We start from the raw sequence: 25,923 nt of genomic DNA on the forward strand, positions 1-25,923 counted from the left end.
GGGATGAAGCCGGATATCCGACCATCCGAGTTTAGCGCGTAACGATAGTGGAGGCAATGTGTTACACGGCCGGATGCCAGACTGGATGCCCGGATCGTGTGCCGGGAACATTGAGATTCCGGGTCTTGGGGCCGCACCTTCCGGTGCACTTGTGTGTAAGAGAGAAAATGAGACGTGAGATCAAAGCCGTCGCGTGGGCCCTGACCCACGTGCCGAGGCTTCGAATCGGTTGGCCGTACGCGGTCGGGATCCTGGGACAAATCCGCAGGCTTCCCGGTTGGGCGTGGGCCCTGTCGGGGCTGGCCCTGCTCCTCATCACCCTGCACTGGGAAACCCACACCGGGACTTTGGAATCACGCCTCTTCGCGCAGTGGGCGAAGGGCCTGACGTATTACATTAAACCCGGCCCTGCGAACGGCGTGGTCTTTCCCAAGGGGGGCCCCGCGGATGTCCGCCGCGGCTATACCCGTATCCCCGAATTCACACGGAGTCTGGAGGCCCGCGGGTTCCGGATCGCGGAGCAAGCCCGTTTCTCCCCAGCGCTCGTGGCAGCCGCCCGACTCGGAATCTCGCCTCCCTATCGCGAGCCGGCCGTGGCCGGACTTTCGATCGAAGGGGTGGATGGTGGAGATCTCTTCGAGGCTCCGGATCGAACGGAGGGCATCGCCCGGTACGAGGACATCCCGCCGGTCGTCCTCAGATCGCTCCTGTACATAGAAAACCGTGAGCTCGAAAGGAACACGAGCCCCTGGAGCAATCCCGCCGTCGACTGGGGCCGCTGGGCGAAAGCGGTTTTCTTTTACGCCGCGAATCGCTTCGGCCTTCCCGTCCGGGTAGAGGGTGGAAGCACGCTCGCGGTCCAGGTCGAGAAATACCGCCACTCCGAAGACGGCAGGACGGCCTCACCGGTCGATAAGCTCCGCCAGGTGCTGACGGCGAGCCTGCGTGTCTACCAGGAAGGCCCGGACACACGCAAGGAAAGACAACAAATCATCCTCGACTATCTGAACAGCGTTCCGCTTGGAGCCACCCCGAGCCACGGCGAGGTCTTCGGTTTGAAACAGGGATTGCGGGCGTGGTTCGGACTCGAGCCGTCTCGAGTGATGGCCCGGATCCGCACCGGCAAGACCGTGGGCCAGCGAGCGCGCGCCATGAAACATGTCCTGGCGCTTCTCTGCGCGGTCCGGGCGCCTAGCCGTTACCTCATCGAAGACCCCGCCGCGCTGGAACGGCGCGCCGACGCGTACACCTCGCTCCTGGCACGCGAAGGTGTCTTCGATCCGGATTTCGCGGAGCGCGTCCGTGCCGTCCCCCTCTCGTTCGCGCCCGAAACGGCCTCCGCCCCGCGCCGCAACCACCGGATCTCCCCGGCAAGCAAGGCCGCGACCCGGATCCGGATCGACCTCGAGCAGGCGCTCGCGGTCGGCGGACTCTACGATTTGAACCGACTTCACCTCGACGTGGAGTCCACGATCGACGCCGGGCTGCAGCGCGAGACCGAAGAGCTCATGGGCCGCCTCGCCGACCCCACGTTCCTGGCCCGACACGGGCTCATGGGAGGACACCTGCTGTCCCGGGGGGATCCCAAGCGTGTGATCTACAGCGTCCTACTGTGCGAGCGGACCCCCGCGCGGAACGAGATTCGGGTGCACGCCGACAACCTCCGCCGCCCCTTCGATGTGAATGAAGGAATGAAGATGGCGCTCGGGAGCACGGCGAAGGTGCGCACGCTCGTCCATTACCTGCAGATCATGGAAAAGCTTCATCAGGAGATCTCGGGCCGGGGTCCCCTCGCGATCGGCGACTACGAGCGCCAGGCGCGCGACCCCCTGACACGATGGGCCTGCCAGACGCTGCGGGAAAATCCGTCCATGCCCGCAGAGGCTTTTCTGTCCCGCGCGGTCGACCGGACCTATTCCGCAAGCCCCGCCGAGCTCTTTTATACCGGAGGCGGGGTCCACACCTTCGTCAATTTCGACCCGAGCGATAACGGCAAGAAGCTCACGATTCGCGCCGCGGCGGCCCACTCAACCAACCTGGTATTCGTCCGATTGATGCGCGATATCGTCCGCTACCACATGGCACGCCTGCCCTACGACGCGGAGAAGGTGCTCTCGGGCGAGGATTCCTTGACGCGTCAAAGCATGCTGACCGAAATCGCGGACGACGAATCGGAGGCCGCCATCACGCGGATCTACCGCGACTATCAGGGCCTCGCGCCCCGCGAATCGCTGGACCGACTCCGGGGCACGGGAACTCGGTCGCCACGCCGGCTCGGCAAGGACCCGCTCGAAGTCTGGTGCGCGGGCACCCTCGCACGCGATCCCGGGATTTCACGCGAGGGGCTGATCCGAGCGAGCCGTGAGGTACGGCGCCAAGCCTCCGCGTGGCTGTTCCGCACGAGGAATCGCCGCGCGCAGGACCTGAGGCTCAGGGCCCGGATCGAGCGCGATGCGTTCGCCCGAATGACACCGTATTGGCGGCGGCTCGGCTTCCCGTTCGAGCGGCTGGTGCCATCCTACGCAACCGCCATCGGAAGCTCTGCGGATCGGCCCGCGGCCCTCGCAGAGCTCATGGGAATCATCGTGAACGAAGGACTCGACCGTCCGGCGCAGCGGATCAATCGCGTCGTGTTCGCGCCGTGGACGCCGTACCACACCGCGCTCGAGGCCGAGGCCCCGCCGAGCAGCCGCCTCCTCTCCCCCGCGGTCGCCGGCACGGCCCGGAGCGTGCTCACCCAAGTCGTGGAGAGCGAGACCGGGACCGCCCGCCGGATCAAGGATCTGTTCCGCGACGCGAGCGGCAAACCGATTCCGGTCGGCGGCAAGACCGGAACGGGCGACAATCGCTTCGACACCTACGCGTCCGGGGGAAGGCTCGTATCCTCGGAGGTCGTGAGCCGGACGGCCGCCTTCACCTTCTTCATCGGGGATCGCTACTACGGTGTCGTGACGGCATCGGTGTTCGGACGCCAGGCGGGTCGGTACCGGTTTACGAGCGCGCTGCCGCTTCGCGTCTTGGAGCTTCTCGCTCCTTCCCTCGAGCGGCACCTGGGCGGACCGCCGCCCCCACCCTACCCGATGGCCTCACTTGAGCACCTCGACCTGGACGCTGCCCACCCGGTCCAGAACGTCGATCCCGACGTCACGCTCGTAGCGCCGAATGATGAGGTCCACAGTGCCCTGCCCGACCCGGAGCCTCCGGATCGTGATCTCCTCCAGGCTCTGCGGCAGGGCCGGATGATCAAAGGAAACTCGGGACTGGATCCCATCCACGCTGAGCCCGAGGCACGATTGCAAGAGTAGGTACACGGAGCCCGAGGACCACGACTGGGGCGCGCACGCGACAGGATAGGGCGTCGGTCCCGCGCCCGGGCCCCGCTCGAAACCGCAGAAAAGCTCCGGCAATCGGCTCATATCGAGGAACAGGGTGGCGTCGAAGAGCCCGGAGAGAATCCGAATCGCCGATTCCTTGAAGCCGTACCGGGCGAGCCCGGCCGCGATGATGGCGTTGTCGTGCGGCCAAACCGATCCGTTGTGGTAGGACATCGGGTTGTAGCGGACCTGCCCCGCGGCGAGCGTCCGAATCCCCCATCCGCTATGGAAATCCTCCCGCTCGAAGCGCCGCGCCACACGCTCCGCCCTGGACCGATCGGCGATGCCGGTCCAGAGGCAATGCCCCGCGTTGGAGGCAAGCACCCGGCACGCGCGCTTCTTGCCGTCGAGCGCGAGCGCATAGCTCTCGAGCTCGTCACACCAGAAGGTCTCCTCGAATCGCTCCTGGATGGCCTCCGCTTGGTTTCTCAGGCGGCCCGCAAGCTCGCCCAACCCGAGCGTTGCGGCGAGCGCCGACGCCTCCTTTCGGGCGGCGTATGCGTAGCCCTGCACCTCGCAAAGCGCGATCGGGCCCGTCGCAAGCTCCCCGTCCTCGTGGAAGATCGCGTCGCCGGAATCCTTCCACCCCTGATTGACGAGGCCCTTCGGGGAGAGGCGGAAATATTCGATGAGCCCGTCGTGATCGCGGTCCCCGTACGCCTCCATCCAGGCGAGCGCTAGCTCGATGCTCGGCCATATGCTGCGGATCAGGCTCAGATCCCCCGTGGTCCGCGCGTAAGCGCCTGCCAGCATGACGAAGAGCGGCGTCGCGTCCACGCTCCCGTAGTAGCGGCGGAACGGGACCTCCCCCAATGCGGCCATCTCCCCCTGGCGCGTCTCGTGGAGAATCTTTCCGGGCTCCGCGTCGCGCTCGGAGTTCTGCTCTTGCGCCTGGGTCTCTGCCAGGAAGCGGAGCACGCCCTTCGCCAGGCCAGGATTCATCCAGAGAACTTCCAGGGCGGTGATGATTCCGTCCCGCCCGAAGGGAGTGCTGAACCAGGGGACGCCGGCGTAGGGATAGGGTCCACATCCGGTCTCGGTCAGCATCATGTGCAAGTCGGCGCTCGAGCGGTTCATCCAATCGTTGAATTGCTCGTTGGAGGAGCCCACGACACAGTGATCGGCCTGATCGCGCTCGAGCGCTTCCGACGCCGCGCGGTGTGCCTCCTCGTAACGGAGCGGTTCCTTGGCACCGCGCCCAACCTCGCACGCGAACGTAACGACGTAGGACGTCGCTTCGCGGCTCCGGAGCGCGATGTCGAACTCGAACTCCGATTCCGAGGCTCCCGCTGGCGTGGGCGCGCACGAAATGCGGGTCCGACGCACAACGCCGTCCAAACCCTTGTACGAGAGCGTCACGCTGGACTCTCGAACGACCGGCTCGAGTTTTCGGCCCGTGGCTTCGCGGCGCGTTCCTCGGACCTCGAAAATGTCGGCGTAGTCGACGTCCCACCGGCACCGGAGGGTCACATGGATCGGCGCGAGCCCGTAGTTCGAGACCCGGATGCGCTCGTAGCAAACCCCGTCCCACAGAAGCTGCTCCCTCGCGACGTGGATGGTGCCGCGGGAAATCGCGAGCTGCCCGTCGGAACGCACATCCGCGTTGGTCAGATCCACCGAGAGGACGGAGTTGTCGTCGCTCACTCGGGAGCTGAGCAGGAGGAGACGGTCCTGGTCGAGGAAGAGGCCGAGGCGCGACAGAAACCGCGTGCCCTCGTGATAGAGGCCCAGCTCCCCCATTCCGACGGGCGCCATATCGCCGAAACGGTCGAACACGGCGAACGTGTCGCCGTGTTTCAACACACGCGTGCGGTCATCGATGCGTGAGGAGGTCGCGAGGATATAAAACTGGTCCTGCAACCGGATGATGTCCATGATGGCACCATCATATCGCATTCCGAATCTCCTTTCCGGAACCGCGGGTCCTTCTTACAATTCAAAGCTTATGGGTACCGCAAAGACCGACGTGGCAAGACGAGTGCGGCAGGCGCTCACCCGGATGGCCAACCGCCAAGCCCTGGGAAGCGAGGTCTCGGACCAGACCACTTCGGATGACCTCGCACGGGCCGCGCGCGGCTATTTGGGTGACGCGCAGATCTTGATCGCGTCGAACCGGGAGCCCTACCAGCACGTCCAGACACCGTCTGGGATCGAGGTCGTCCGGAGTCCCGGAGGGCTTGCCTCCGCGCTCGACTCCGTGGCGCGCGCGACCGGCGCCACCTGGATCGCGCAGGGGGCCGCGGACGCCGACCGCCTCGTGTGTGATGAAGAAGGAAGGGTGCGGGTCCCGCCGGGGAATGAGCGCTACACGCTCAAGCGGCTCTGGCTCGAGCCCGAGACCCGCGCGCTCGAGTATCGCCGGTTCTGCAACGGCTGCCTCTGGCCCCTCTGTCACATCGTCTACGTGAGACCCCACTTCGTGGCTCCCAGGTGGCGCGCCTATCAGGAGGTGAACGAACAGTTCGCCGAGGCGATTCTCTCTTCGCTGGGAGCGAGACCGGGGCTTGTGCTTTTACAAGATTATCATCTAGGGCTCTGCGCGTCCGCCCTCCGGGCCCGGCGCCCCGATCTCTCGATCGTGATGTTCTGGCACATCCCATGGCCCAACCGGGAAGTGTTCCGAACCTTCCCTTGGCGGCGGGAGCTTCTCGAAGGTCTCCTCGCCTGCGACCTGGTGGGGTTTCACATTCAATACCACGCCACCAATTTCCTGGATACGGTGGCCCAGGAGCTTGAGTCGCACATCGACCACGAGCGATTCGCAATCCGGCGCCGGGGCCGCAAGACGTTCGTGCGGACCTACCCCATCAGCCCGGACGCCGCCGAGATCTCGCTCGCGGCTTCCGAGCCGTGGGCCGCGCGGGGCGCGGAGCAAGTCCGCGAGCAACTCCGCTTGGGAGACGCGCAGGTAGTGCTTGGCGTGGACCGCCTCGACTACACGAAGGGGATCCCGGAGCGGATCGCGGCCTACGAGCATCTGCTCGAGAACCACCCCGAGCTGCGCGGGCGCGTCGCGTTCATCCAGATCGCGGTTCCTTCCCGGGTGGACCTGCCCGAGTATCAGTCCCTGGCGGTCACGGTCGAGGAGCTGACCGCGCGGCTCAACCGACGGTTCGGTTCGGCGGATCGCCCCGCGATCCATCTCATCACGCGGAACTTGGGATTTCGCGATCTCATTCCCTACTACGTGCTGGCCGACGTGGCGGTCGTGAGCGCGCTTCACGACGGAATGAATTTGGTCGCGAAGGAGTACGTCGCGGCGAAGGTCCAGCTGGATGGTGCGCTGGTCCTGAGCCCTTTCACAGGAGCTGCCCGGGAGCTGGATCAGGCCATCCAGGCGAGCCCCTACGACACCGAAGCCCTCGCCGCCGCGATCGGCCGCGCGCTCACCCTCGACACGGCGGAGCGGGCGCGAAGGATGCGGGCCATGCGCGAGGTCGTCGCCGGACAGAACATCTATGATTGGGCGCGCAAGATCCTCCGGGACGCGCGGCGCCTGCACCTCGTGTCGGGGGCCCCGCGCCCCGGCGCGTCACGTTGACGCGGCCGCTCTTCGAGGGCCCAGCTTGGCGGAGAGCCCGGCGGATCCTGGACGAACCGGGGTGCCGGGTGCTCATCGCGCTCGACCTGGACGGTACCATCGCTCCCTTCAGGCCGCGGCCCGATAGGGCGCGAGTGCCCCGGCGAACGCTTCGGTCGCTCTCGCGCGGCGCGCGATCCGAGGCGGTCCGGATCGCGATCCTGAGCGCGCGCCCGCTCAAGGACATGAAGCGGCTGGTGCCGGTGCGAAACGTGCTGCTCCTCGGCCAATACGGACTCGAAGGTCCGGTGGGACCGCCCGCGGAGGCGCTGAGGGGCCGGCGGCGCGCGTGCGCACGCGTGACCCGGGGCCTGAAACCGCTCGTCGCGCCGTTCCGCGGCGCCCTGCTCGAGGACAAGGGACTCACGGTGGCGGTGCACGACAGGAACGTCCGCGACCCAGGGCGGCGCCGGGAGCTCCGTCGAGGGCTGCGTCGGTTCGCCTTGACGGAGGCGAGGCGCGAAGGTTTCGTCCCCGTGTCCGGGCCGCACGTGGTGGATTTCGTGCCGCGGGATCACGACAAAGGGCGTGCGCTCCGCGCGCTCAAGTCGAAGCTGAGACCCGAGTCCGTGTTCTATTTCGGCGACAGCCTCGGGGACGAGCCCGCGTTTGCCGTGCTCGGCCACCCCGATTTTCCGGTTCGGGTCGGGCGCAGCAGAACCCGCGCGCGATATCGGGTGACGGGCCTCGCGGGGGTCACCCGTTTTCTGGATGCCGTGGCGGTGTGTCGGGCCGGCCCGGCGTGACCGAAGGAGGTGGAACCGTGCGAGTTGAAATGAGCTCCATCCTTCCCCCCGATTTCGGGACGCAGCTTCAGTTGATCCTGACGAGCGTCTCGGAAGGGGCGATCCTGTTTCTGATCTCGGCCGGCGTGTTCCTGCTGGGCTATCTCCTCGCGACGCTTCTCTCCCGCCTGGTTCAGGTGCTCGTCTCGTGGGTCGGTATCGACGTGTCCTATGCGCGGCTGAGGGAGGCAGGCGGTCCGGCTCCTGAGTTCCCCCCGAGCCGGTTCGCGGGCTACATCACCTTCTGGTCCATCATCCTGGCCTCCATCATGGTCTCGCTCCGGATCATGGGCATGGATCTGGCGCCTTCGATCACGGCCAGGCTCCAGGACGTGGTGCCCCGCGTATTGACGTCCGCGCTCGTCCTCCTACTGGGAATTCCGATCGCCGCCGGTGCCGGGCGGATCATCGGAACCCTCCTGTCCTCGACCGGCGTGCGGTTGGGGCGGCTGCGTTCCCAGGCGATCGTGACCTTGCTGGTCGTCTTCATGGTGCTCCTGGCCCTGGAACAGCTCGGGCTCGCTGCGCAGCTCGTCATGGCGGTCGGGATCGCCGCGGTCGGCGCGGCGGGTCTCGCCTTGGCGCTCGCTTTCGGCCTCGGATGCCGCGATTTGGCGCGCGATCTCGTGGTCGAGTACCTGCGCGCCACCGAGAGCGAGGCTCCCACACATCGCCCATGACGGAAACCAGCTTCCGATTCTCAACGGTCGCGCACCTCGAATATCCCGCCGGTCCCGTCGCGACCGATCTCGCGACCCTCCGGGAGGGGATCGCCGCAGTTCCGCCCGAGTCGCTCTTCCACCACATCACCCGGATGGTCGTGCGCCACCCGCGCGCGCGCGATCTCCCGCCCAATGACTTCGCGCGGTGGACCGGGGTGGCGTTGCAAGACCCGGAGACCGCGGAGCGCCTCGCCTTCGCCGGAACGCAACCGCTCGTTCCGATGGAAGAGCTGCGCGCCTCCCTGCTCCGTATCCTCGACGACGTCGCGAGCCGGAAACGGACGGACGCCGGGGCCACGCAGGCCGCCGCCTTCCATTTCGTGACCGCGCGCAGCGTGAAGGCTCCGCTCGGCTTGGAGGCGGAGGAGCCGGAACAGGTCTGTGAGCTCTGGGGGCGAGTGGACAGCTACGCGGCCTTCTATCACTTGATCGAAGCGAGGGTGCTCGGTCCCGGGGAGGACGATCTGGCGCTTTGGCTCGAGCTCCGCGGCGGGCACCGGCTGGCGTCGGTCGCCGAATCGCTGACGATGGGAGGCATGCCGCTCTTACGCCTGCACCGCGAGATCGGCACACGCTGGCGCCGGGCGCTCATCCCGGCGCGCCTCGTGCAGCGAACCGAGGAGCCGGAATCGGTGCGGCTTCAGGAGGCTCGCGCCGTCGTGGCGCGGTTCGCGGGACGCCTCCGCAAGACTCCCCAGGATTCTAAGCGATGAACGAAACCGTCCCGAGCGTGGAGCCGGCCCTCCCCGAACCCGATTCCACCCTTCCCACGATGAGCGGGTGGCTCCATCGCTACGAGCGGGTCGTTGGTTCGGACACGCTCCGGGCGCTCGAAGCCATCGCGCGTCGGCTCCAAGGGCATCGTATCGTCATGGTGAATACAACCAAGACGGGGGGCGGCGTTGCGGAAATCCTGCACCGCCTGGTGGTCATCCTGAACGAGCTGGGCGTCCCCACCACATGGGAGGTGATGGAGGGGGACGACCTCTTCTTCGGCGTGACGAAGAAAATCCACAACGCGCTGCACGGGCACTCCGAGACGCTCACCGCGGAGGATCGCGAGATCTATGAGGAGCGGACGCGCCATGAGGCGCGGCGGCTCGAGCTCGACGGGGACCTCATTCTGATTCACGACCCACAGCCCGCGGGGCTCGTATCGCTCCGTCGCGCTCCCGGCCAGCGCTGGGTCTGGCGGTGCCACATCGATCTATCCTCGCGCGATCCAGACCACTGGGAATTCCTGCGGCCTTCCGTATGCCAGTACGACGCGTCGATTTTCTCCGCCATCGAGTTTGTCCCCCCGCTCCCGATCCCCACCTACCTCGTGCCGCCGTCCATCGATCCGTTCTCCGCGAAAAACCGCGAGATGGAGCAGGAGGAAGTCTCGTCCATCATGGAGCGCCTCGATCTGCCCCGGCGAGGTCCCTGGGTCACCCAGATATCCCGGTTCGACCGCATCAAGGATCCGATCGGGGTGATCGAGGCGTTTCGGATGGTCCGCGCGAGGCGGCGCGCCCGGCTCCTCCTCGCTGGGGGAGGCGCAAGCGACGATCCGGAAGGCGTCCAGGTGCTCGCGGAAGTGCGGGAGCGGGCGGAGAAGGCCAAGGACGTGACCGTGCTGGAGCTCCCGCCCGGGTCGGACGTCGAGGTCAACGCGCTTCAGCGGGCCTCGACCGTCGTGATGCAGAAATCGCTCCGGGAAGGCTTCGCGCTCACGGTCTCCGAAGCGCTCTGGAAGCGGCGCGCCGTCGTGGCGAGCGCGGTCGGCGGCATCCCGCTGCAAGTGCTGCATGAGCGCACGGGGCTGCTCGCGCGCTCGATCGAAGGGGCCGCGCTCCAGACGATCCGCCTTCTCGACAATTCGGACCTGCGACACGAGCTCGGCGCCGAGGGGCATGCGCACGTCCGCGACAATTTCCTCCACACGCGGGAGGTGCGCGACTACCTGGCGGTGTTCACATCCCTGCTGTGACCGATCACTTCACCCGCGTGTAGCTGATCTCAAAGTCCGTGTGCTCTTTGCCGTCCTTCATGGTGATCATCGACATCGCGTGCTGGTTCTCGTCCGTGACCTTCGTGACCATCTTGTAATTCACGGGCTTTCCGGTCATCGGATCGGTCATCGTCGAGCTCAGCGTCAGCACCTTTCCGGACGCGTCGGCCGTCCCGTTGCTGAACGCGATCCCGGTTCCCATGTTGTCGGCCCAGGTGCTGACGAATTCCTTCTTCTGATTGTCGTAGCCCATGATACCGAACCCCTCGAACGGCATCCCCCCGAATTCACCCTTGTAGGTCGTTTGCAAGAACCGTCCGCCGAGGATCCACGTGTTCTCGCACGTCCCCGCATTCACCGTCGGATCCCCGGGAGACATCCATGCCTTGGTGACGGCTTTCCAGGTGCCCACCATCGGCTTGAGAAGATCATGCATCGGGCCGGGCGTGGCGTACTTCTGCATCTCGGCCATCATCTGGTCATGGGTCGAATCTGTCTTGGATGTGTCCTTGGCCTTGGGAGCGTCTTTGGCCTTGGCGTCCTTCTCCAGCGCGAACGATGCCGATCCGGAGCCCAAGCCCAGCAGGAGCACGGCCGATAGCGCGACCACTGTGAAGCGTCGTTTCATGATTTCGATCCCCCCCGTGGAAATGGACGTCGGTTCGTCTGCCGCGTTTCGAGGGGCTGGAGCCTAGCACAACCGGATCGCGGCGAGAAAGGGTGCCGTCCGGGGACCGCGGATCTAGCGCGCCGGTCGTCTCGCGACCGCGAGCCACTCCCTCGCCTGCGCGTGCGCCGGATTCTCTCGGAGCGCTGCCTCCCACTCGGCGACCGCGCGGGCGGTGTCTCCCTGCGACCAGAGGATCGCCCCCCGATTGAAATGAAGCTCCGCCGACACGGCCGGGTCGCGGCCTTTCTTCGACAGGATTTCGAGGGCGCGGTCGGTCGCTCTCAACGCTTCATCGAACCGTTGACGGTCGTAATAGAGAACCCCCAGACTCTGGTAGGAGGTCACGTTCTCGTACTGGGCTCCGATCTTCAGCAACCTTTCGGCCTCCTCCCATCGCTTCTGACTCATCCTCACGTCGGCCAGGTTATTGAACACTCGATAGTCGCCGCTCTTCGTGATCGCGTAGGTCCAGAGCGACTCGGAGTTCTTCCACACGCCGGAATAACGCCATGTTTGGATGGTGTACCCTGCGACCAGAATCAGGAGGACCGCGACCGCCGCCCCGAACCGGACCCACGCCATCCGCCCATGGCGGATCCCGCTCCACTCCACGGCGGCGGCAGCGACGACCCAGCAAAAGCCCAGCGAGGGGGCGTAGAGGTATCGATCCGCCATGTACGTCACGAGCGGAAAGAGGAGCGCGGGAAGGAGCGTGATAAAAAACCACGCGACCCCGAGGAACTCGGTCCGGCGCCTCCACCGGAAGAAGAGGCATGCCAGAGCCGGCAACACGACGAGCCCCCCGACGTTCCAGGCGATCTCCAAAAACCCACGACCCATCCTGGGCAAATCATAATCGGGATTTCCGGCTCGAAGACCTGCTGTCAGGGCGATGTAGTTCCAGACCGCGTGCCCCTTGACCATGAGATAGCTAAGCGGATGATGCGCGTAGGCAGCCTGGGCCTTGACCTGTACGCGGGAGTTCACCGCCATCAAGACCGCACCCACGAGCGCGAAGGGCACCTTGCTCGCGAGGGCGCGGCCCCAGGGGAGCGGCGCCGCGCGAGGCGCGCGGGGGTCGGGATAGCGGTCGAGAAGGAGCAGGAATGCCGGCAGCACGACGATCGCGACCTTGGAAAGGAGCCCCAGCGTGAACCAAGCAACCGATGCGGCGTATGGAACCCATCGCGGAGCCTTGCCTCTTCCCGCGCGCAAGTACGCATCGACCGAAAGGAGCAGAAAGGCCATGGAGAGTAAATCCTTGCGACTCGAGACCCAAGCCACCGATTCCACGTGCGAGGGGTGGACGGCGAAGAGAAGGGCCGAAATCGCCGCGACCGGGAAGCTCCCCGTGATTCGGCGCACCACGGCGAGGCAGAGCGCGGCGTTGATTCCGTGCAGGAGCACCGAATCCAGATGGAACCCGAAGGAGCTCAGGCCCCAAATGCAATGGTCGAGGAGGTACGAAAGCAGATGGACAGGCAGGTAGTTTGCGAAGTAGGAATGGGAAAAGATGAAGGAGATGTTTTGCCAGGACAGCTCCCGAATCCAGGGATTCTTGACGACGTAGATCGGGTCGTCCCAGTTCAGAAATTCGTGCAAGCGGGTCGGCCAGTAGACCAGGACAGCGGTCGCAAAAACCGCGGCGGTGACCAGGATGGTCCCGGCTTTCGGAGGCTCGGGGTCCGTCCTCTGTTTCGAGGGCGGAGCCGCTTCAAGGTCGGGGACCCGACGGGAATGACGCCGTCCGCTCGGGTTCATCGCGTGCCGCCTCTCTCGGGCAGCCGCGGGGTCCGCGGCACCGGTCTTCTAGGCCTTTCTTCGATGGACGTAGACCACGTACGGGGATCGAGGCGAATAGGTGGCGGCTTCGTCGTCCCAGCGATAGACGGCCTCGCCCGACTGCGGGATATCGATGAGCCCGGTGAGGCGATAATGCTCCGCCAGGTAGCGCGGGTACCAGTGGAATAGAAGTTTTTCGGACTCCTCACGCGCGAGCCAGGAGGTGGGAATGGCGACGACCAGGAGGAACGTAGGGCGCGCCGCCTCGATCTCGCGGATCATCTCCTGCTGCATTCGCTTCGCATACGGCTGCTTCTCCATGAGCCCATACATGTAGATGTGGCCCGAAGCGGAGCGGCGGCGCGAATAGAAGTAGATCTCGGGCTCCGATCCCAGGATGGCCACCCGTTCGTCCGAGCCTGAGTGCGCTGCAATGTAGCGCGCGATCGCCGGCGCCTCGACAAAGGGATTGGCGCCATAGGTGAGCTTGCAAACCTGAGCGGGCGCGAGCTCGAAGAAGACCTCCGCTTGGCGGGCGAGACACCGTCCCCAAGGTATCGCGAAGAGGAGCGCAGGCAGGACGTAGCAGAGCGCGGCAGGGGATCTCTTCTCGATCAGAAACCTCATGGCCAACCCTACCGGAGCTCCGGCCAGGATCGCGATTGCCGGCAGGAGAAGAATGAAGTAATGCCCCCGAAAGTAGAGCCCCGGGCAGACGCCGAGGACCGAGGCGACGAGAAAGCCCGTGACATAAAGCGCTCTTGCCCGCTGCTCTTTCCTCGACCACGCCGCGAGCAGTCCGACTCCCGCGAGCGCCCATAGCGGCTTGGAATAAGCGAGGACGTGCGGAAGCTCGAAGCCGAGATTCCTCCACCCGTCGGCAGGGGAAGCCTCGGCGGCATATTGCCGAGCGTAGGAAAAGGTCCAGAACCAGAATTTGTCGAACACACCCGCTCGGAGGAGAAGAATGCACGTGACCCCTACAGGCAGAATCACGCCGGCGCAAAAGAGGAAGGTTCGCGCGAGGTGGCCGGTCGAGGGCTCGGGGCCCCGGCGAAGGAGTCTGGAGAACAAGAAGGCGAAGCCGAACAACACGAATACGGCTCCGTGCTGTTTCATCAAGAACGCGACGCCAAGAAGGACGCCGCTCCAGAAATACGCCCAGAGGGCCCGCGTCTCGTCCGCCTGGAGGAGGAGCAGCAGGCCGGCCAGGGCCGGAAGCACGACGAAGTGGGTGGCGTGAGCGGCGGTGCCCAGGACCGACTGACTCGCCGAAAGGAGGGCATACGTCGCCGCGGCCGCGATGCCGGCGACAGGTCCGAACAGCCGCCGGGCCAACGCGAACACGAGCACGATGGCTCCCGCGTTCACAAGGAGAAGTCCCCAATGAATTCCGCCTGGGGACTGGCCGAACACCGCCAGAATGAGGGCGTAGGCCGCGTAGATTCCGGGGAGCTTCATGTTGTACGCCAATTGATACGGAGGAACGCCTTGCAAGATCAGTTGCCCCGCGTATGCATACTCCCCTTCGTCACGCTCGAGGGGATAACCCAGCATCCGGATGCGGATCAGGGCCGCGAATACCAGAACAAGCGCCAGGAGGAGGAGAATCAAGGGGCGGGGAACGACGAGAGAAGCCCGGGGGGGAGAGCTCTCCCTGCGGCGTTGCGTTCGTCGCTGCGTACGGGAGGTCGCGGTTTTCAAGCCGTCTCGAGCGCGCCGGCCCGATCAGCCGTCCGCGCGCGGGGGGGCCGCGGGGCTCGCCACGGTCGGGAGATCCACACCGAGCTTGCGGCCCTCACGATCGAAGAGCGGAGACCGGCGGAGCCCCCACATGTGAAGGCGGAATTTGACGCAAACGCCGAGCACGCCCAAGCCGTAGTGAACGGATCGCGTGAAGGAGATGCTGGAAGCCTCTCCGAAGTAACGCGTCGGGCAGCTGACCTCCCCGATGCTGTAGCCGAAGGCGACGATCTGAGCCAGCATCTCGTTATCGAAGACGAAGTCGTCCGAATTTTCCTCGAGGGGCAATGTCTCCAGGACCTGCCGGCTGAAGGCCCGATATCCTGTGTGGTACTCGGAGAGCTTTCGCTGGAGGGCCACGTTCTCGATCAGCGTGAGAATCCGGTTCGCGACGTACTTGTACCGAGGCATCCCCCCCTTGAGGGCGCTCTTCCCCAGCATGCGTGATCCGAGCACCGCATCGTAGATCCCCTTCCCCACCATGGACGCCATCGCGGTGACCAGGGCGGGAGTGTACTGATAATCGGGGTGGACCATGATCACCACGTCGGCCCCGGCTCGGAGCGCTTCCCGGTAGCAGGTCTTCTGATTCCCGCCGTATCCAAGATTTTGGGAATGGACGAAGGTCGTGATGCCCAGCCGGCGCGCGAGGTCGGAGGTTTCATCCTGGCTCGCGTCGTCAACGAGAATCACGCGATCCACGATCTCGTGCGGCAGCTCCTCGTGCGTACGTTGCAGGGTCTTGGACGCGTTGTACGCCGGGAGCACCACGACGACCCGTTTCCCGTGGATCATGGCGTCCCCCGTGCCGACCCGGCGCCATCGCGGAGTCGGGCGAGCGCCAGCCTGAGATTCTCTTGGGCATCCCGGTTCGCGGGTTCGATTTCGAGCGCCATCTCCGCTGCGCGGCGCGCCTCCTCGTTCCGGCCGAGCGCGAGGCTGGCCACGGAGAGATTGGTGGCCGTGACCGCCCGTGCGGCGTCGTCACCCCACCACAAGCCGCGAATCGCGAGGGTCAGCGTGTCCGCCGCATCCGACCACCGATTCTGAGCCAGCGCGAGCGAGCCGAGGATGGCAAGGGGTTGGGCAAGCCCTGGATAGAGACGCGCGGAACGGAGGATCAAGCCGCGGCCCTCGCCCACCGAGCCCAGCTGGATGAGCGTCTGACCCGCCTGGTCCAGAATCTCCGCATTGACGCTGTCCCGCGCCACGGCCTGGGCGAACGCAGCTCGAACGTCCTGGGTGGACGCGTCCGGAGGCGTCAACGCTGCCTGGCCCGCCTCGATTTGCCCGAGGTTGGAACGGTAGTAGCCGTTCTCAGGTTCCATTTGTATGGCCCGCTCCCCCGCGGCACGGGCATCGCGCAAGAGGCCGCGCCGAAATGTCTGATTCCGCTCGGCGAGTGCCTGCGTCAAGAGCGATAAGCCCAGGGAATTTTGGTATGTGGAATTCCAAGGGGCAAGGGACGCCGCGCGCCGCAGCGCCTGGAAATGCGCGGCACCCTCCGAGCGTGTATGCAACGCGACGGCCTCGGCGATTTGCGCACGGATCGGGACGATCACGACCTGTGCGAATAGAACCAGGACGGGGATTCCGGCGATACCAAGAGCCCAGGGCTTCCTACCAGATTTGAGGACCCGCGGTTCGGCCAACGCCGGCTGCAGCCGCGGACTCGCAGCCGACAGCCACCCGGCGAGCGCCGCCGCGAGGGCGCCCAAAGCGGCGACCGTGAAGCTGGTGAGGTCCTGGATGAGGAATGCGACCAGCGACGCACCCGCTGGAATAGCGGCGGCTCGCACGGAGGCTTCCCCGCGACGCACGCACCGCCAAACGACGTAGCCGGCACAAAGAACGACAAGGAGCCCTGCGACGGCGCCTGGGACACCCTGGGTGGCGAGAATCTGGATGGCCTCATTGTGGGCTTTGGTCGGCGTGAATCCCCACTCCACCTTCCAGTATTCCAAGGGCCGATATCGGGGGAAGGCGATGCCGAAAGCATCCAGACCGACGCCCCGGACCGGGTGATCCCGGGCCATGCGCATTCCCGCCTGCCAGATGAGGATTCGTGACTGGGTGGTCGGGGCGCGGAGGCTCGCGATTTGACGCACCCGCGTCAGCAAATTCGTTCCGATCGGAGAGTGTCGGAGAAGGACCGCGGAAGCACCGAAGACGAGAAGCGCGACGGCAGCTAGGGCGGCGATCCGAACGGAGCGCGAAGGGTGGCGTCCCCTGGGGGGGCTTTGGCTCCGACGCCGGCTCAGCAGGTGGAGGAAAATCCAAGCGGTTCCCGCCGCGGCGATCCCGATCCACGCACCACGGGAGAGCGTCGCCGCGAGCACGATCACGGAGGACATCGCCACGAGGATCCAGGCCCACCTCCGCAAACCACCTCGCGCCCGTGCGGCGAGCCAGATCATCAGGGGGATCGTCATGCTCAGATACGCCCCGAGATGGTTGGGGTGGCCGAGGGTCGCGAAGATCCGCATTTCTCGACCGAACGTAGCCGTCCTACTCCATGCCATCGGATCGAGCCCGGCGATCTGAAGGAGCCCATAGGTCGCGGCGACAGCGCCGGCGAGCCCCGCCGCCGTCGCGAACCGCACCAGGGAATCGGGCCGTCCCGCGGAAGCCGCGCGGGAGGCGAAGTAGACGATGGCGGTCGCGACCCCGACGCTGAGCCCGGCGAAACTGTCCGGCGCTCCGTAGAAGCTTTGAACCGGGTTCGGGGAGGCGAAGGTGGAGGCCACAGCGGACGCCAGGAAGATCCCGACCGAGGCGCCGAGCGGATCACCGCGGGCCATGGACACGACCCGCGACGGCATGGTTCGAAGCCAGGCGACCGGGGTCAGGCGTCGAATGGTCTCGAGCTGCGATGCGAGGCCTCGCCAGAGGAGGATCAGCGCCGCCGTCAGGAGAACCGCCGCTTTGGGAACCTCGAACACTTCCGCCGTCCTCCGCGAGAAGACCACCGGGGAGAGCGCGAGCAGACCCACAAGCACGATCTCCTCGAAGGAAATTCGGGAGACCCTTGGCTTCATGGGTGCTGGACCGAGCCTGCGCCGATTCGCGCAATCGCGAGCTTCCGGTTTTCCTCTGCGTCGCGGTTCAAGGCGTCGAGCTCGAGCGCCTCTTCCGCCGCGCGGCGCGCATCCTCGTTGCGCCCCAACGCCAGGTATCCAGCGGACAAATTGCTCCACGCCGCCGCCCGCGCGGTCTTCTCGCCCCACCATTCGCGCCTCAAGGCGATCCCCAGCGTGTCGGCCGCGGGCTGCCATCGGCCTTCGAGCAGCCCCATGTATCCGAGGAACGCCAAAGGCTGCGCCAGCTCGGGGTAGAGCGCGGCCGAATGGAGCGCGATCGATCGTGCCTCGACCCGTTCCCCCAGCTCGAGGAGCGCGTTGCTTGCCTGATCCATGATTTGTGCGTTCACGGTGTCGCGCGCCATCGCTTCGGCAAAAGCCGCGCGGACGTCCTGGACCGAAGCTTCGGGAGGTCCAAGTTTCGCCTGGGCGGTCTGGACCCTTCCCAATCCGGCGTAATAGTAGCCGTTCTCGGGCTCGATCCGAATCGCCCGTTCTTCTGCGGACCGGGCGCGCCGCAAGTCCTCGCGCCGCGCCGCCGCGGAAGCTTCACGGAGGGCCTGTTCCAGGAGCGAAGACCCAAAGGAGTTCTCGTACCGAGAGTCCCACCGAGCGAGCGCGGCGGCGCGCTCGAGCGACCGGGCCCGGTCCGGGCTGCCCTGGGGCGCCCGAGACGCCGCCTTCTCATACACCTGGGCTCGTATCGGGGCGACGACCACGTTCGCGAACAGAATCGCAATGGGGACGCCCGCGGCCAGAATCGCCCAGCCGGCCGTGCCGCCCCGGCGAGGGCGCGATCCCGCCTCGCCTCGTTCCGGAACCGGCTCCGAGCCGCCGACGGAAAGCCACCCTGCGAGGGCCGCCGCGAGGCTCCCCAGCGCGACGACGGTGAAGCTCGCCAAATCCTGCACCGCGAATCCCACCAGGGCTCCCCCGGCCGCGGCCGCCCCGGCGCGCCCTGCGGGGTCGCTTCGACCCGCGGCACGCCATATCGCCCGCGCGGCGAAGAGCAGGACCAGCAAGGCCGCGATGCCGCCGGCGACCCCCTGGGTGGCGAGGATCTGGATCGCCTCGTTGTGAGCCTTGTTGGGGGTGCTGCCCCACTCGATCCGCCAGTACGCCGCGGTGCGGTATCTCGGGAATACGGTCCCGAACGAGTCGAGCCCCACGCCGAGCACCGGGTGGTCGTGGGCCATGCGGAGCCCGGCGCGCCAGATGTGAATCCGCGACTGGGTGGTGGGCGCATTGAGGCTCGTGATCTGGCGAACCCGCGTCGCCAGATTCGCACCCATGGGGGAGCGCGCCATGAAAAACGCGGCCGCGGCCAGCACGAGGAGCGACGCCAGGACCGCGGCGGGGATCCTTGCCATTCCGCGCGTTGCGCGGGCGCCGGCGGCGGAGCCGCCGTTTCTCCCACGGAGACGCAAGAGCCCCCACGCGATCATCCCCGCCCCGAGGCCGAGCCACGCCCCCCGGGATAGCGTGGCCGCGATGACCACGACGGAAATCGTCCCGACAAACGCCCACAGCGCCCGCTCCGCTCCGCTTCGGGCGCGGATGGCCAGCCACAACACGAGAGGGACCGTCATGCCCAGATACGCGCCGAGCATGTTGGGATGCCCGAGCGTGCCGAAGATGCGCACGTCGCCGCCGAAAGTCGCGGTACGGCCCCAGGACAACGGGTCGAGGCCGGCCAGCTGGATGAGCGCGTAACACGAGGCGATGCTGCTCGCAAAGCCCGCGGCCCGGGCGTAGCGCACCAACAGGGCGGCGCGTCCGCGGGAGACGGAACGCGACACGAAGTAAACGATCGCGGTGGAGCACGCGACGACCAGCCCGGCGGTGCTATCCGGCGCGCCGTGGAGGCTCTTGGCCGGATTGGAGGAAGTCAGCGTGGAGGCAGCCGCCGAGAGGAGGAAGAGGATGATCGAGGCGCCGAGCGGGTCCTGTCGGAGCGCCGAACCGGCTCGCCGGCCCAGAGAGCCCAGTCGGACCCCGAGGTCTGATGCTCGAAGCGCGTCCAGCTCGCGCGCGAGAACACGCCAGGCGAGCCACAGAATCCCGGTGGTGAGAAGCGCGGTCTGGGGAATCTCGAAGCACTCGGCCGTCAGCCGCGAGAAAACGACTGGAACGAGCGCGAGCAAGCCGAGAAGAAGGGTCTCCTCGAAATGGACTCCTGAGGACCCTCGCTTCATCGAGAGGGCCTTGCGGCCGTCCTGGCGGGGGGCATGGTGGCGATGGGGGCTTCGACTCCCTTGAGGGTACCCATGCGATCCGAGAGCGAGACACCCCATCGCGAGGTGGCGACGGGGTGTCCCGATGGAGGAACTTCGAAGTGTATCGAGTCTACTTGAGATGCTTCGAGACGAGCTTTGTCATCTCGAACATGCTCACCTGGCGTTTCCCGCCGAAAACCGCGCGGAGCTTCTCGTCTGCGTTGATCATCGTTCGCTTGTTCTTGTCCTGCAGCTTGTTTCTCTTGATATAGGCCCAAAGCTTCTTCGTCACCTCGGTCCTCGGGATCGCCTTCGATCCGACCACCTCGGAGAGGGTGGCGGATGGCTGCATGGGCTTCATGAACGCTGCGCTGGGACGACGCTTCTTCGCTACCTTTTTCTTCGCGCTTTTGGCAGGCATGCACCTCTCCTTTCGTGAGCGTCTCGCCGATCCGGACCCGTCGGCACCGAGGGGAATAACTAGCACGTGCGAGGGAAGAGGGCAATATTTCATAGGTAAACCGGCCCAAAAACAGCAAAAAAAATGGAGCGGAAGACGGGATTTGAACCCGCGACAGCCACCTTGGCAAGGTGGAGCTCTACCGGGCTGAGCTACTTCCGCTCTGGAGGTAAATTGTCCGATGGGACCGGGGAATCTTAATCCCCGGTCCGGGACCCGTCAAGCAACCCTAGGCGCGCCCGGGCCCCGTTTCCTGGACCGTCTCCAGCCACTTGTGAAATCCCGTTCCCATCCGCCGGGAGGCGTTCGCCTGCCGGTAGAGCTGGAGATATTTCCGGGCCGACGCTTCCCAAGAGAAATCGCGAGCCATGCCGTTCCGCCGCAGGCGCAAGAGGGCGCGCGGCTCCCCGTAAAGGTGGACCGCCGCCTCCACCGCGCCCACGAGCGCCTCGGGCGTGTACGGCGCGAAGACGATCCCCGTGCCCCCTTCCGATCCCGGCGAATACGGCTCGACGGTATCGGCGAGGCCCCCGGTCCAGCGAACGACAGGCACGGTTCCGTACCGCATGCTCATCATCTGATTGAGACCGCACGGCTCGTAGCGGGAGGGCATGAGAAAGAAATCACTGCCCGCCTCGATCCGGTGAGCCAGCGGATCGTCAAAACCTTTGCGGAATCGGAGCCGGTCCGGGAAGCGCCTCTCCAGTGCCGCGAAGAGCTCCTCGTAGCGTTTCGATCCGCTGCCGAGAAGGACCCACTTGGCGGGAAACGAGAACAGCTGCGGGGCCGCAGACTCGATCAGATCGAAGCCCTTCTGCTCGGCCAAGCGCGAAATGATTCCGAACAAAGGCTGGTCCGGCTGGGATGGGAGCCCCATTTCATCGAGGAGCGCCGACTTGCAGACGCCCTTCAGCTCCAGGCTCTCCGCATCGTAGCGAGCCGCGATCGCCCGATCGGTTCGCGGATTCCAGATGCGAACGTCGATCCCATTCAGAACGCCGACCAAGTCTTCGTGACGCGCATTCAGGACGCCCTGTAGCCCGAACCCGAATTCCTCCCCCGATTGGATCTCCTCGGCGTAACGTTCGCTCACGGTGGTGATGACGTCCGCGAAATGGATCCCCGCCTTCAGAAAATTCACCTTTCCCCAGAACTCAAACGGCGAGAGCGGATAGAAATACTCGGGCGGGAAGCCCGCGATCGCTATGGAATCCGGATCGTAGACGCCTTGATAACCCATGTTGTGGATGGAGAGGATCGTCGCGGTCATCTGGAAAAAGGGATCCTCGGCGTAGGTTGTTTTCAAAAAGGCCGGGACGAGGGCGGTCTGGTGATCGTTCGCGTGGATCACCTCCGGGGTGAACGCGAGCGCGCGCATGGCCTCCAAACACGAGCGCGAATAGAACGCGAACCGCTCTGCGTTGTCGGGATAGGCCTCACCGGTCGCGGGATCGTTGTAGATCCCGGGACGGCCGAAATAGCGGTCGTTGGCGATGAAATAATAGGAGAGGTGCGGTGGTAGCTCCGCGCTCCGGAGCGTGTAGATGAGCGCGGGGGTGTCCTCCCCGCGCACCGGGACCTCGATCTCGGCGGCCAGCTCGAGCGAGGACCCCTCGGGGAGCGTCAGCCCGGCGTAGCGCGGCAGGAAGACCGCGACCGCACATCCGAGATCGGCGATCGATTTCGACAGCGCGCCGACGACGTCGGCGAGCCCCCCCACCTTGGCGAAAGGAACCGATTCGGCACTGAGGAGCGCGACGCGAAAACGCTGGGTCATGCGGTTCTCCGGTGGGAACGCGGGATCAGAGCTCGATGTCGCGGAGGTACTGGGCCGCCTCTTCGGGCGACGTTGGGTTGATGTAAAAGCCCGTTCCCCACTCGAAGCCGGCGACTTTCGTCAGCTTGGGCATGATTTCGATATGCCAGTGATAATGATCGAGCCGCGGGTCGCGACAGGGGGCGCTGTGGACGATGAAGTTGTAGTGCGGTCGGTTGAGCGCCTTGTTGATCCGGCCAAGCGTGTCCTTGAGCGACTGAGCGAGCGACGCGAACTCGCTCTTCTGGGAATCCTCGAACGCGGACACGTGGCTTCGAGGGAGGACCCAGGTCTCGAACGGAAAGCGTGGCGCGAACGGTTCGAAGGATACGAAGTGCTCGTTTTTCGAGACGATGCGCTTTCCCTCGCGAAGCTCCTGCTCGATCATGTCGCAGAAGACGCACCTCTCCTTGAGCCTGTAATGCTGGAGGCTCCCGTCCAGCTCCTCCGTCACGACCTTGGGAATGATCGGCGTGGCGATGAGCTGCGTGTGGCTGTGCTCCAGGGAGGCTCCGGCGGCCTCGCCGTGATTCTTGAAGATGAGGATGTATCGAAATCGGTTGTCGTTCTTGAGATCGACGACGCGGTCGCGGAACGCCCAGAGGACGTTCTCGATCTGCGCCTCGCTCAGCTCGCTCAGCTCTTTGGTGTGGTCGGTCGTCTCGATGATGACCTCGTGTGCGCCGATGCCGTTCATTTTGTCGTAGAGCCCTTCCCCGCGACGATCGAGACCCCCCTCGATCTGCAGCGCCGGGAATTTGTTCGGCACGACGCGCGTGGTCCATCCCGGCGTGTTGGGCGGGGTCCCCGGCTCGCGGTAGGCCAGGATCTCGGCCGGGGTCTTGTCCTCGTTCCCGACGCAGAAGGGGCAGGCTTTGGCGTTCGGCGGGGGCGGGACGGAGCCGTTAAAATCAGAGGGACGTCGGCCACGCTCCGTCGAGATGATGACCCATCGGCCGACGACCGGGTCTTTACGTAGCTCAGGCATAGCTCTCCATTTTATGGGGAATTCCTGCCCGGGTCAATCCGGGGCCGGCCTTGATGAAACCGTAACTTCAATCCGTTTGATAAGTTGTGTCCGAATAGCAGCGCACCCTGAACGCCCCTGGGTAACCCGAAAAAAGCGCCTTTAGGCGGAGCGGCTGGGCCTCCTCTTCCGAAGCGTAGTCCCCCAATCGTACCTTGTAGTAAGGCGCCTCGTGGGCCACATGCGCCCTCGCTTGGAGTCGCTCAACCGCCTCCCTCGCCTTTCGGTCCGCCAGGGCACGATCCTGAGTCACGAAGACCTGCACCCGCCAGAGAAACGACGACCCTGGCCGCACCGCTTCGGCCCGCGCAGAGCCCGCTTGGGAGCCCCTCCCCGACCCCGCAGCCGGGGTTTTCGCCTTGACCCGGGGCGAGACCCCTCCCGGGGGGGAAACCGGCTCGGAAATGGCCGCCAGCTCCTCCGGAGTGATCTCCTCGCTCGGGTCGCGGCCGGGGGATTGCTCAGCCGGATACGGCGTTGGGACTTCGGAGCCGGTCGGTGGCCCCGAGACGGTCGATCCGGCCGAGGGGGCCTGCGCCCCCACCCCTGCCGCCGTCACCGTCCTGCGCGGGGCGGGAGGCTCCGGAGGCCTCGGGGCGAGCCTCGCGCAGCCAGCCGCGGCCGCAAAGGCGAACGCCAAGGCGGCCGGCAGGAGGAGCGCGGCGCGCGGCCGCGGACGCTTACGGGGCACGCTAGAGATAGCCATCGAGATCCTTTCGCGCCTTCAGCTGTTCGACGATGGCACGGACCTCCTGCGCCCGCCCGCTCCGGCAAACAAGCGTCACGTCGGGCGTTCGCACGATCACCAGGTCTTCGACCCCGAGGCCCGCAACCAGGCCCCCCTGGGCGAACGCGATGACGTTCTTGCAGTCGTGTAGAAGCGCCGAGCCGCGGGTGGCGTTTCCGAGGGAATCGCGCGATTCGGGCGGGGCGATCGCGTCCCAGGATCCCAGGTCATCCCACGAGAATCCCGCCCGGGCCACGAGGGTTTTCCCCGAATGCTCCATGATCGCATAGTCAATCGAGATCGAAGGCGCCGCGCCGTAAAACCGCCGGAGTGCGTCCTCGGTTCCTCCCCTTGGGGGCCCGGGCATATCCGCGAGCAAAGCCGCGATATCCGGCTGGTGCGCGTGGATCTCCTCCAGCATGGCCCCGGGCGGAAAAACGAACATCCCCGCGTTCCATAGAAAACGCCCCTGGGAGAGGTAGCGCGCCGCGGCCCGATGGTCCGGCTTTTCGCGAAACCCCTTCACCCGGTGAAAGGGAGAGCCCGGCTCGATGGGGTCGCCTGACTCGATGTAGCCATATCCCGTCTCGGGGCGCGTCGGGGGGATTCCAAACAGAACGATCGCGCCACGCTCCAGCGCGATTCTCCCGGCGCGCGCGAGCTCATCGCGGAAGCGCTCGGCAGGCTCGATCCGATGATCCGATGGGAGCACCGCGAGGACCGAGTCGCTCCCCGCTTCCTTGATCCACCACGCCGCGAGCGCGATCGCGGGCGCCGTGTTTTTTCCGACCGGCTCGCCGATCACCTGGGCGTTCGGCACGCCCGGCGCGATCGACTCAGCTTCGCGTTTCAGATCCTTCGCGGTGATGATCCAAACGTCGCCCGGATCCATGAGGCCCCGAATCCGCGCGAGCGTGTGCGCCAGCATCGGGCGGTCGTCCAGGAGCGGCAGGAACTGTTTGGGCCTCGACCGGCGCGAGAGGGGCCAGAACCGCTCGCCCCGTCCTCCGGCCAGGATGACCGCATGTAGGCGCATGGGCTGCTAGCGGTACCACACGGGATCGGGTGCGGCAACCGTCAATAGGCGCCCCGCGCGGAGACCACCGCCGGCAGCGTGAGGACCAGGATCTTGAGGTCCAGCCAAAAGGAGAGCCGGTCCACATATTCGATGTCGAGCCGCATCCACTCCTCGAAGCTCAAATTGCTGCGGCCTCGTACCTGCCAGAGGCATGTCAGCCCCGGGCGCACGGCGAGGCGGCGGAGCATCCACGGCTCATAGCGCTCCACCTCCTCCGGAAACGGGGGTCTCGGGCCCACGAGACTCATGTGCCCTTGGAGCACATGGAGGAGTTGGGGTAGCTCATCGAGACTAAGCTTGCGCAGCCACCGGCCGACCCGCGTCACGCGCGGATCGTTGTGGAGCTTGAACGCGGGGCCCCGAGCCTGGTTCAGGTGAAGCAGGAGCCCCCGCAGCTCCTCGGCCCCCACCTGCATCGAGCGCAGCTTCAGGAAGGTGAATTTCCGCCCGCCTCTTCCGACCCGGACCGCGCGGTGGAACACCGGCCCCCTCGACTCGAGCTTGATCGCGACGGCCGCGAGCGCGATCACGGGCAGCGCGGGCATGCATGCGATCGAGCCCAACGCGAGATCCAGAGCGCGCTTCCCGAAGCGTGTGTAGAGCGACATCGCGCCAATGTATCACACACATGTCGAGGAAAAGGCTCGGGGCCGCGGCGTTTCCACCGCGGCCCCGTCGGCCCTGCTGCGTGCTGCTCTCTGCGGGATTACTTCAAGATCGTGATCGTATTCTTGAAGATCCCATCCGGTGTCACCCCACGCACGAAGTAGACCCCGGAAGCCAGCCTCTCACCGCTCTGGCCACGGCCGTCGATCCTCACGTCGTGGTACCCCGCCGCCATGTAGGCCGGATCGAGAATCGACCGAACCA

The 25,923-nt window shown here is 65.9% G+C and carries 19 protein-coding genes and 1 tRNA gene; 6 read left to right on the forward strand and 14 right to left on the reverse strand.

The genetic code is table 11. The annotated features are described in order from the left end of the window. Positions 1–56 precede the first annotated feature (56 nt). Positions 57–3,305 carry a glycosyl transferase family 51 gene (locus E6K76_02600; GenBank protein ID TMQ60235.1) on the forward strand — a complete coding sequence of 1,083 codons (3,249 nt, stop codon included), beginning with the start codon at positions 57–59 and terminating at the stop codon, positions 3,303–3,305. Here E6K76_02600 and E6K76_02605 read toward each other — a convergent pair. Continuing rightward, positions 3,087–5,270 carry an amylo-alpha-1,6-glucosidase gene (locus tag E6K76_02605; GenBank protein ID TMQ60236.1) on the reverse strand — a complete coding sequence of 728 codons (2,184 nt, stop codon included), beginning with the start codon at positions 5,268–5,270 and terminating at the stop codon, positions 3,087–3,089. The genes E6K76_02600 and E6K76_02605 overlap by 219 nt on opposite strands. On the opposite strand from E6K76_02605, the gene E6K76_02610 reads away from it, so the two are divergent. Genes E6K76_02610 through E6K76_02630 form a run of 5 tightly spaced genes read left to right on the forward strand, consistent with a single transcriptional unit; the run spans position 5,239 to position 10,433 of the window. Beyond that, a complete protein-coding gene (locus E6K76_02610) occupies positions 5,239–6,915 on the forward strand; it encodes a trehalose-6-phosphate synthase (GenBank protein TMQ60237.1) in 1,677 nt (558 codons plus the stop codon). The two genes, E6K76_02605 and E6K76_02610, sit on opposite strands and share 32 nt — an antisense overlap. After that, complete coding sequence (gene otsB / locus E6K76_02615; GenBank protein ID TMQ60238.1) at positions 6,837–7,700, forward strand: trehalose-phosphatase; 864 nt, start codon at positions 6,837–6,839, stop codon at positions 7,698–7,700. The genes E6K76_02610 and otsB overlap by 79 nt, the downstream gene beginning before the upstream one ends. A gap of 17 nt (positions 7,701–7,717) precedes the next feature. Then, positions 7,718–8,419, forward strand: a complete 702-nt coding sequence (locus E6K76_02620; protein TMQ60239.1) for a hypothetical protein — start codon at positions 7,718–7,720, stop codon at positions 8,417–8,419. Beyond that, positions 8,416–9,174 (forward strand): hypothetical protein, encoded by a 759-nt coding sequence (locus E6K76_02625; protein TMQ60240.1) that lies wholly within the window; start codon positions 8,416–8,418, stop codon positions 9,172–9,174. The genes E6K76_02620 and E6K76_02625 overlap by 4 nt, the downstream gene beginning before the upstream one ends. Before the next feature lie 59 nt (positions 9,175–9,233). Beyond that, entirely contained in the window at positions 9,234–10,433 is a 1,200-nt protein-coding gene (locus E6K76_02630; GenBank protein TMQ60254.1) for a glycosyltransferase, read from the forward strand. Positions 10,434–10,437: 4 nt separating this feature from the next. Here the strand turns inward: E6K76_02630 and E6K76_02635 are convergent, their stop codons facing one another. The 13 genes from E6K76_02635 to E6K76_02695 all read right to left on the reverse strand — a co-directional run bounded on the left by E6K76_02635 (position 10,438) and on the right by E6K76_02695 (position 25,661). After that, on the reverse strand, positions 10,438–10,929 hold the full coding sequence (locus E6K76_02635; protein ID TMQ60255.1) for a DUF1579 domain-containing protein: 492 nt from the start codon (positions 10,927–10,929) through the stop codon (positions 10,438–10,440). 267 nt (positions 10,930–11,196) lie between these two features. After that, positions 11,197–12,885, reverse strand: a complete 1,689-nt coding sequence (locus E6K76_02640) for a tetratricopeptide repeat protein (GenBank protein ID TMQ60241.1) — start codon at positions 12,883–12,885, stop codon at positions 11,197–11,199. A gap of 48 nt (positions 12,886–12,933) precedes the next feature. Then, positions 12,934–14,520 carry a hypothetical protein gene (locus tag E6K76_02645; protein ID TMQ60242.1) on the reverse strand — a complete coding sequence of 529 codons (1,587 nt, stop codon included), beginning with the start codon at positions 14,518–14,520 and terminating at the stop codon, positions 12,934–12,936. Positions 14,521–14,634: 114 nt separating this feature from the next. Next, positions 14,635–15,444, reverse strand: coding sequence for a glycosyltransferase family 2 protein (locus tag E6K76_02650; protein ID TMQ60243.1), 810 nt, complete (start codon positions 15,442–15,444; stop codon positions 14,635–14,637). Next, entirely contained in the window at positions 15,441–17,924 is a 2,484-nt protein-coding gene (locus E6K76_02655) for a hypothetical protein (GenBank protein ID TMQ60244.1), read from the reverse strand. The genes E6K76_02650 and E6K76_02655 overlap by 4 nt, the downstream gene beginning before the upstream one ends. Further along, entirely contained in the window at positions 17,684–19,924 is a 2,241-nt protein-coding gene (locus tag E6K76_02660) for a hypothetical protein (protein ID TMQ60245.1), read from the reverse strand. Before E6K76_02660 ends, E6K76_02655 begins: the two co-directional genes overlap by 241 nt. Before the next feature lie 151 nt (positions 19,925–20,075). Continuing rightward, a complete protein-coding gene (locus E6K76_02665) occupies positions 20,076–20,459 on the reverse strand; it encodes a hypothetical protein (protein ID TMQ60246.1) in 384 nt (127 codons plus the stop codon). Between the two features lie 31 nt (positions 20,460–20,490). Beyond that, a tRNA-Gly gene (locus E6K76_02670) sits at positions 20,491–20,567 on the reverse strand. A gap of 67 nt (positions 20,568–20,634) precedes the next feature. After that, on the reverse strand, positions 20,635–22,182 hold the full coding sequence (locus tag E6K76_02675; protein ID TMQ60247.1) for a glycogen synthase: 1,548 nt from the start codon (positions 22,180–22,182) through the stop codon (positions 20,635–20,637). Between the two features lie 25 nt (positions 22,183–22,207). Continuing rightward, positions 22,208–23,209: a galactose-1-phosphate uridylyltransferase gene (gene galT, locus E6K76_02680; protein ID TMQ60248.1), complete on the reverse strand. Its 1,002-nt coding sequence runs from the start codon at positions 23,207–23,209 to the stop codon at positions 22,208–22,210. A 67-nt stretch (positions 23,210–23,276) separates the two neighbouring features. Further along, the gene (locus E6K76_02685) at positions 23,277–23,954 is read right to left on the reverse strand and encodes an SPOR domain-containing protein (GenBank protein TMQ60249.1); all 678 of its coding nucleotides are present in this window, start codon (positions 23,952–23,954) and stop codon (positions 23,277–23,279) included. Beyond that, positions 23,941–25,011, reverse strand: coding sequence for a mannose-1-phosphate guanylyltransferase (locus E6K76_02690; protein ID TMQ60250.1), 1,071 nt, complete (start codon positions 25,009–25,011; stop codon positions 23,941–23,943). Before E6K76_02690 ends, E6K76_02685 begins: the two co-directional genes overlap by 14 nt. 41 nt (positions 25,012–25,052) lie before the next feature. Beyond that, the gene (locus E6K76_02695) at positions 25,053–25,661 is read right to left on the reverse strand and encodes a sugar transferase (protein ID TMQ60251.1); all 609 of its coding nucleotides are present in this window, start codon (positions 25,659–25,661) and stop codon (positions 25,053–25,055) included. Positions 25,662–25,923 lie beyond the last annotated feature (262 nt).

The organism is Candidatus Eisenbacteria bacterium (genome assembly GCA_005893275.1).
Taxonomy (GTDB): Bacteria; Eisenbacteria; RBG-16-71-46; order SZUA-252; family SZUA-252; genus WS-7.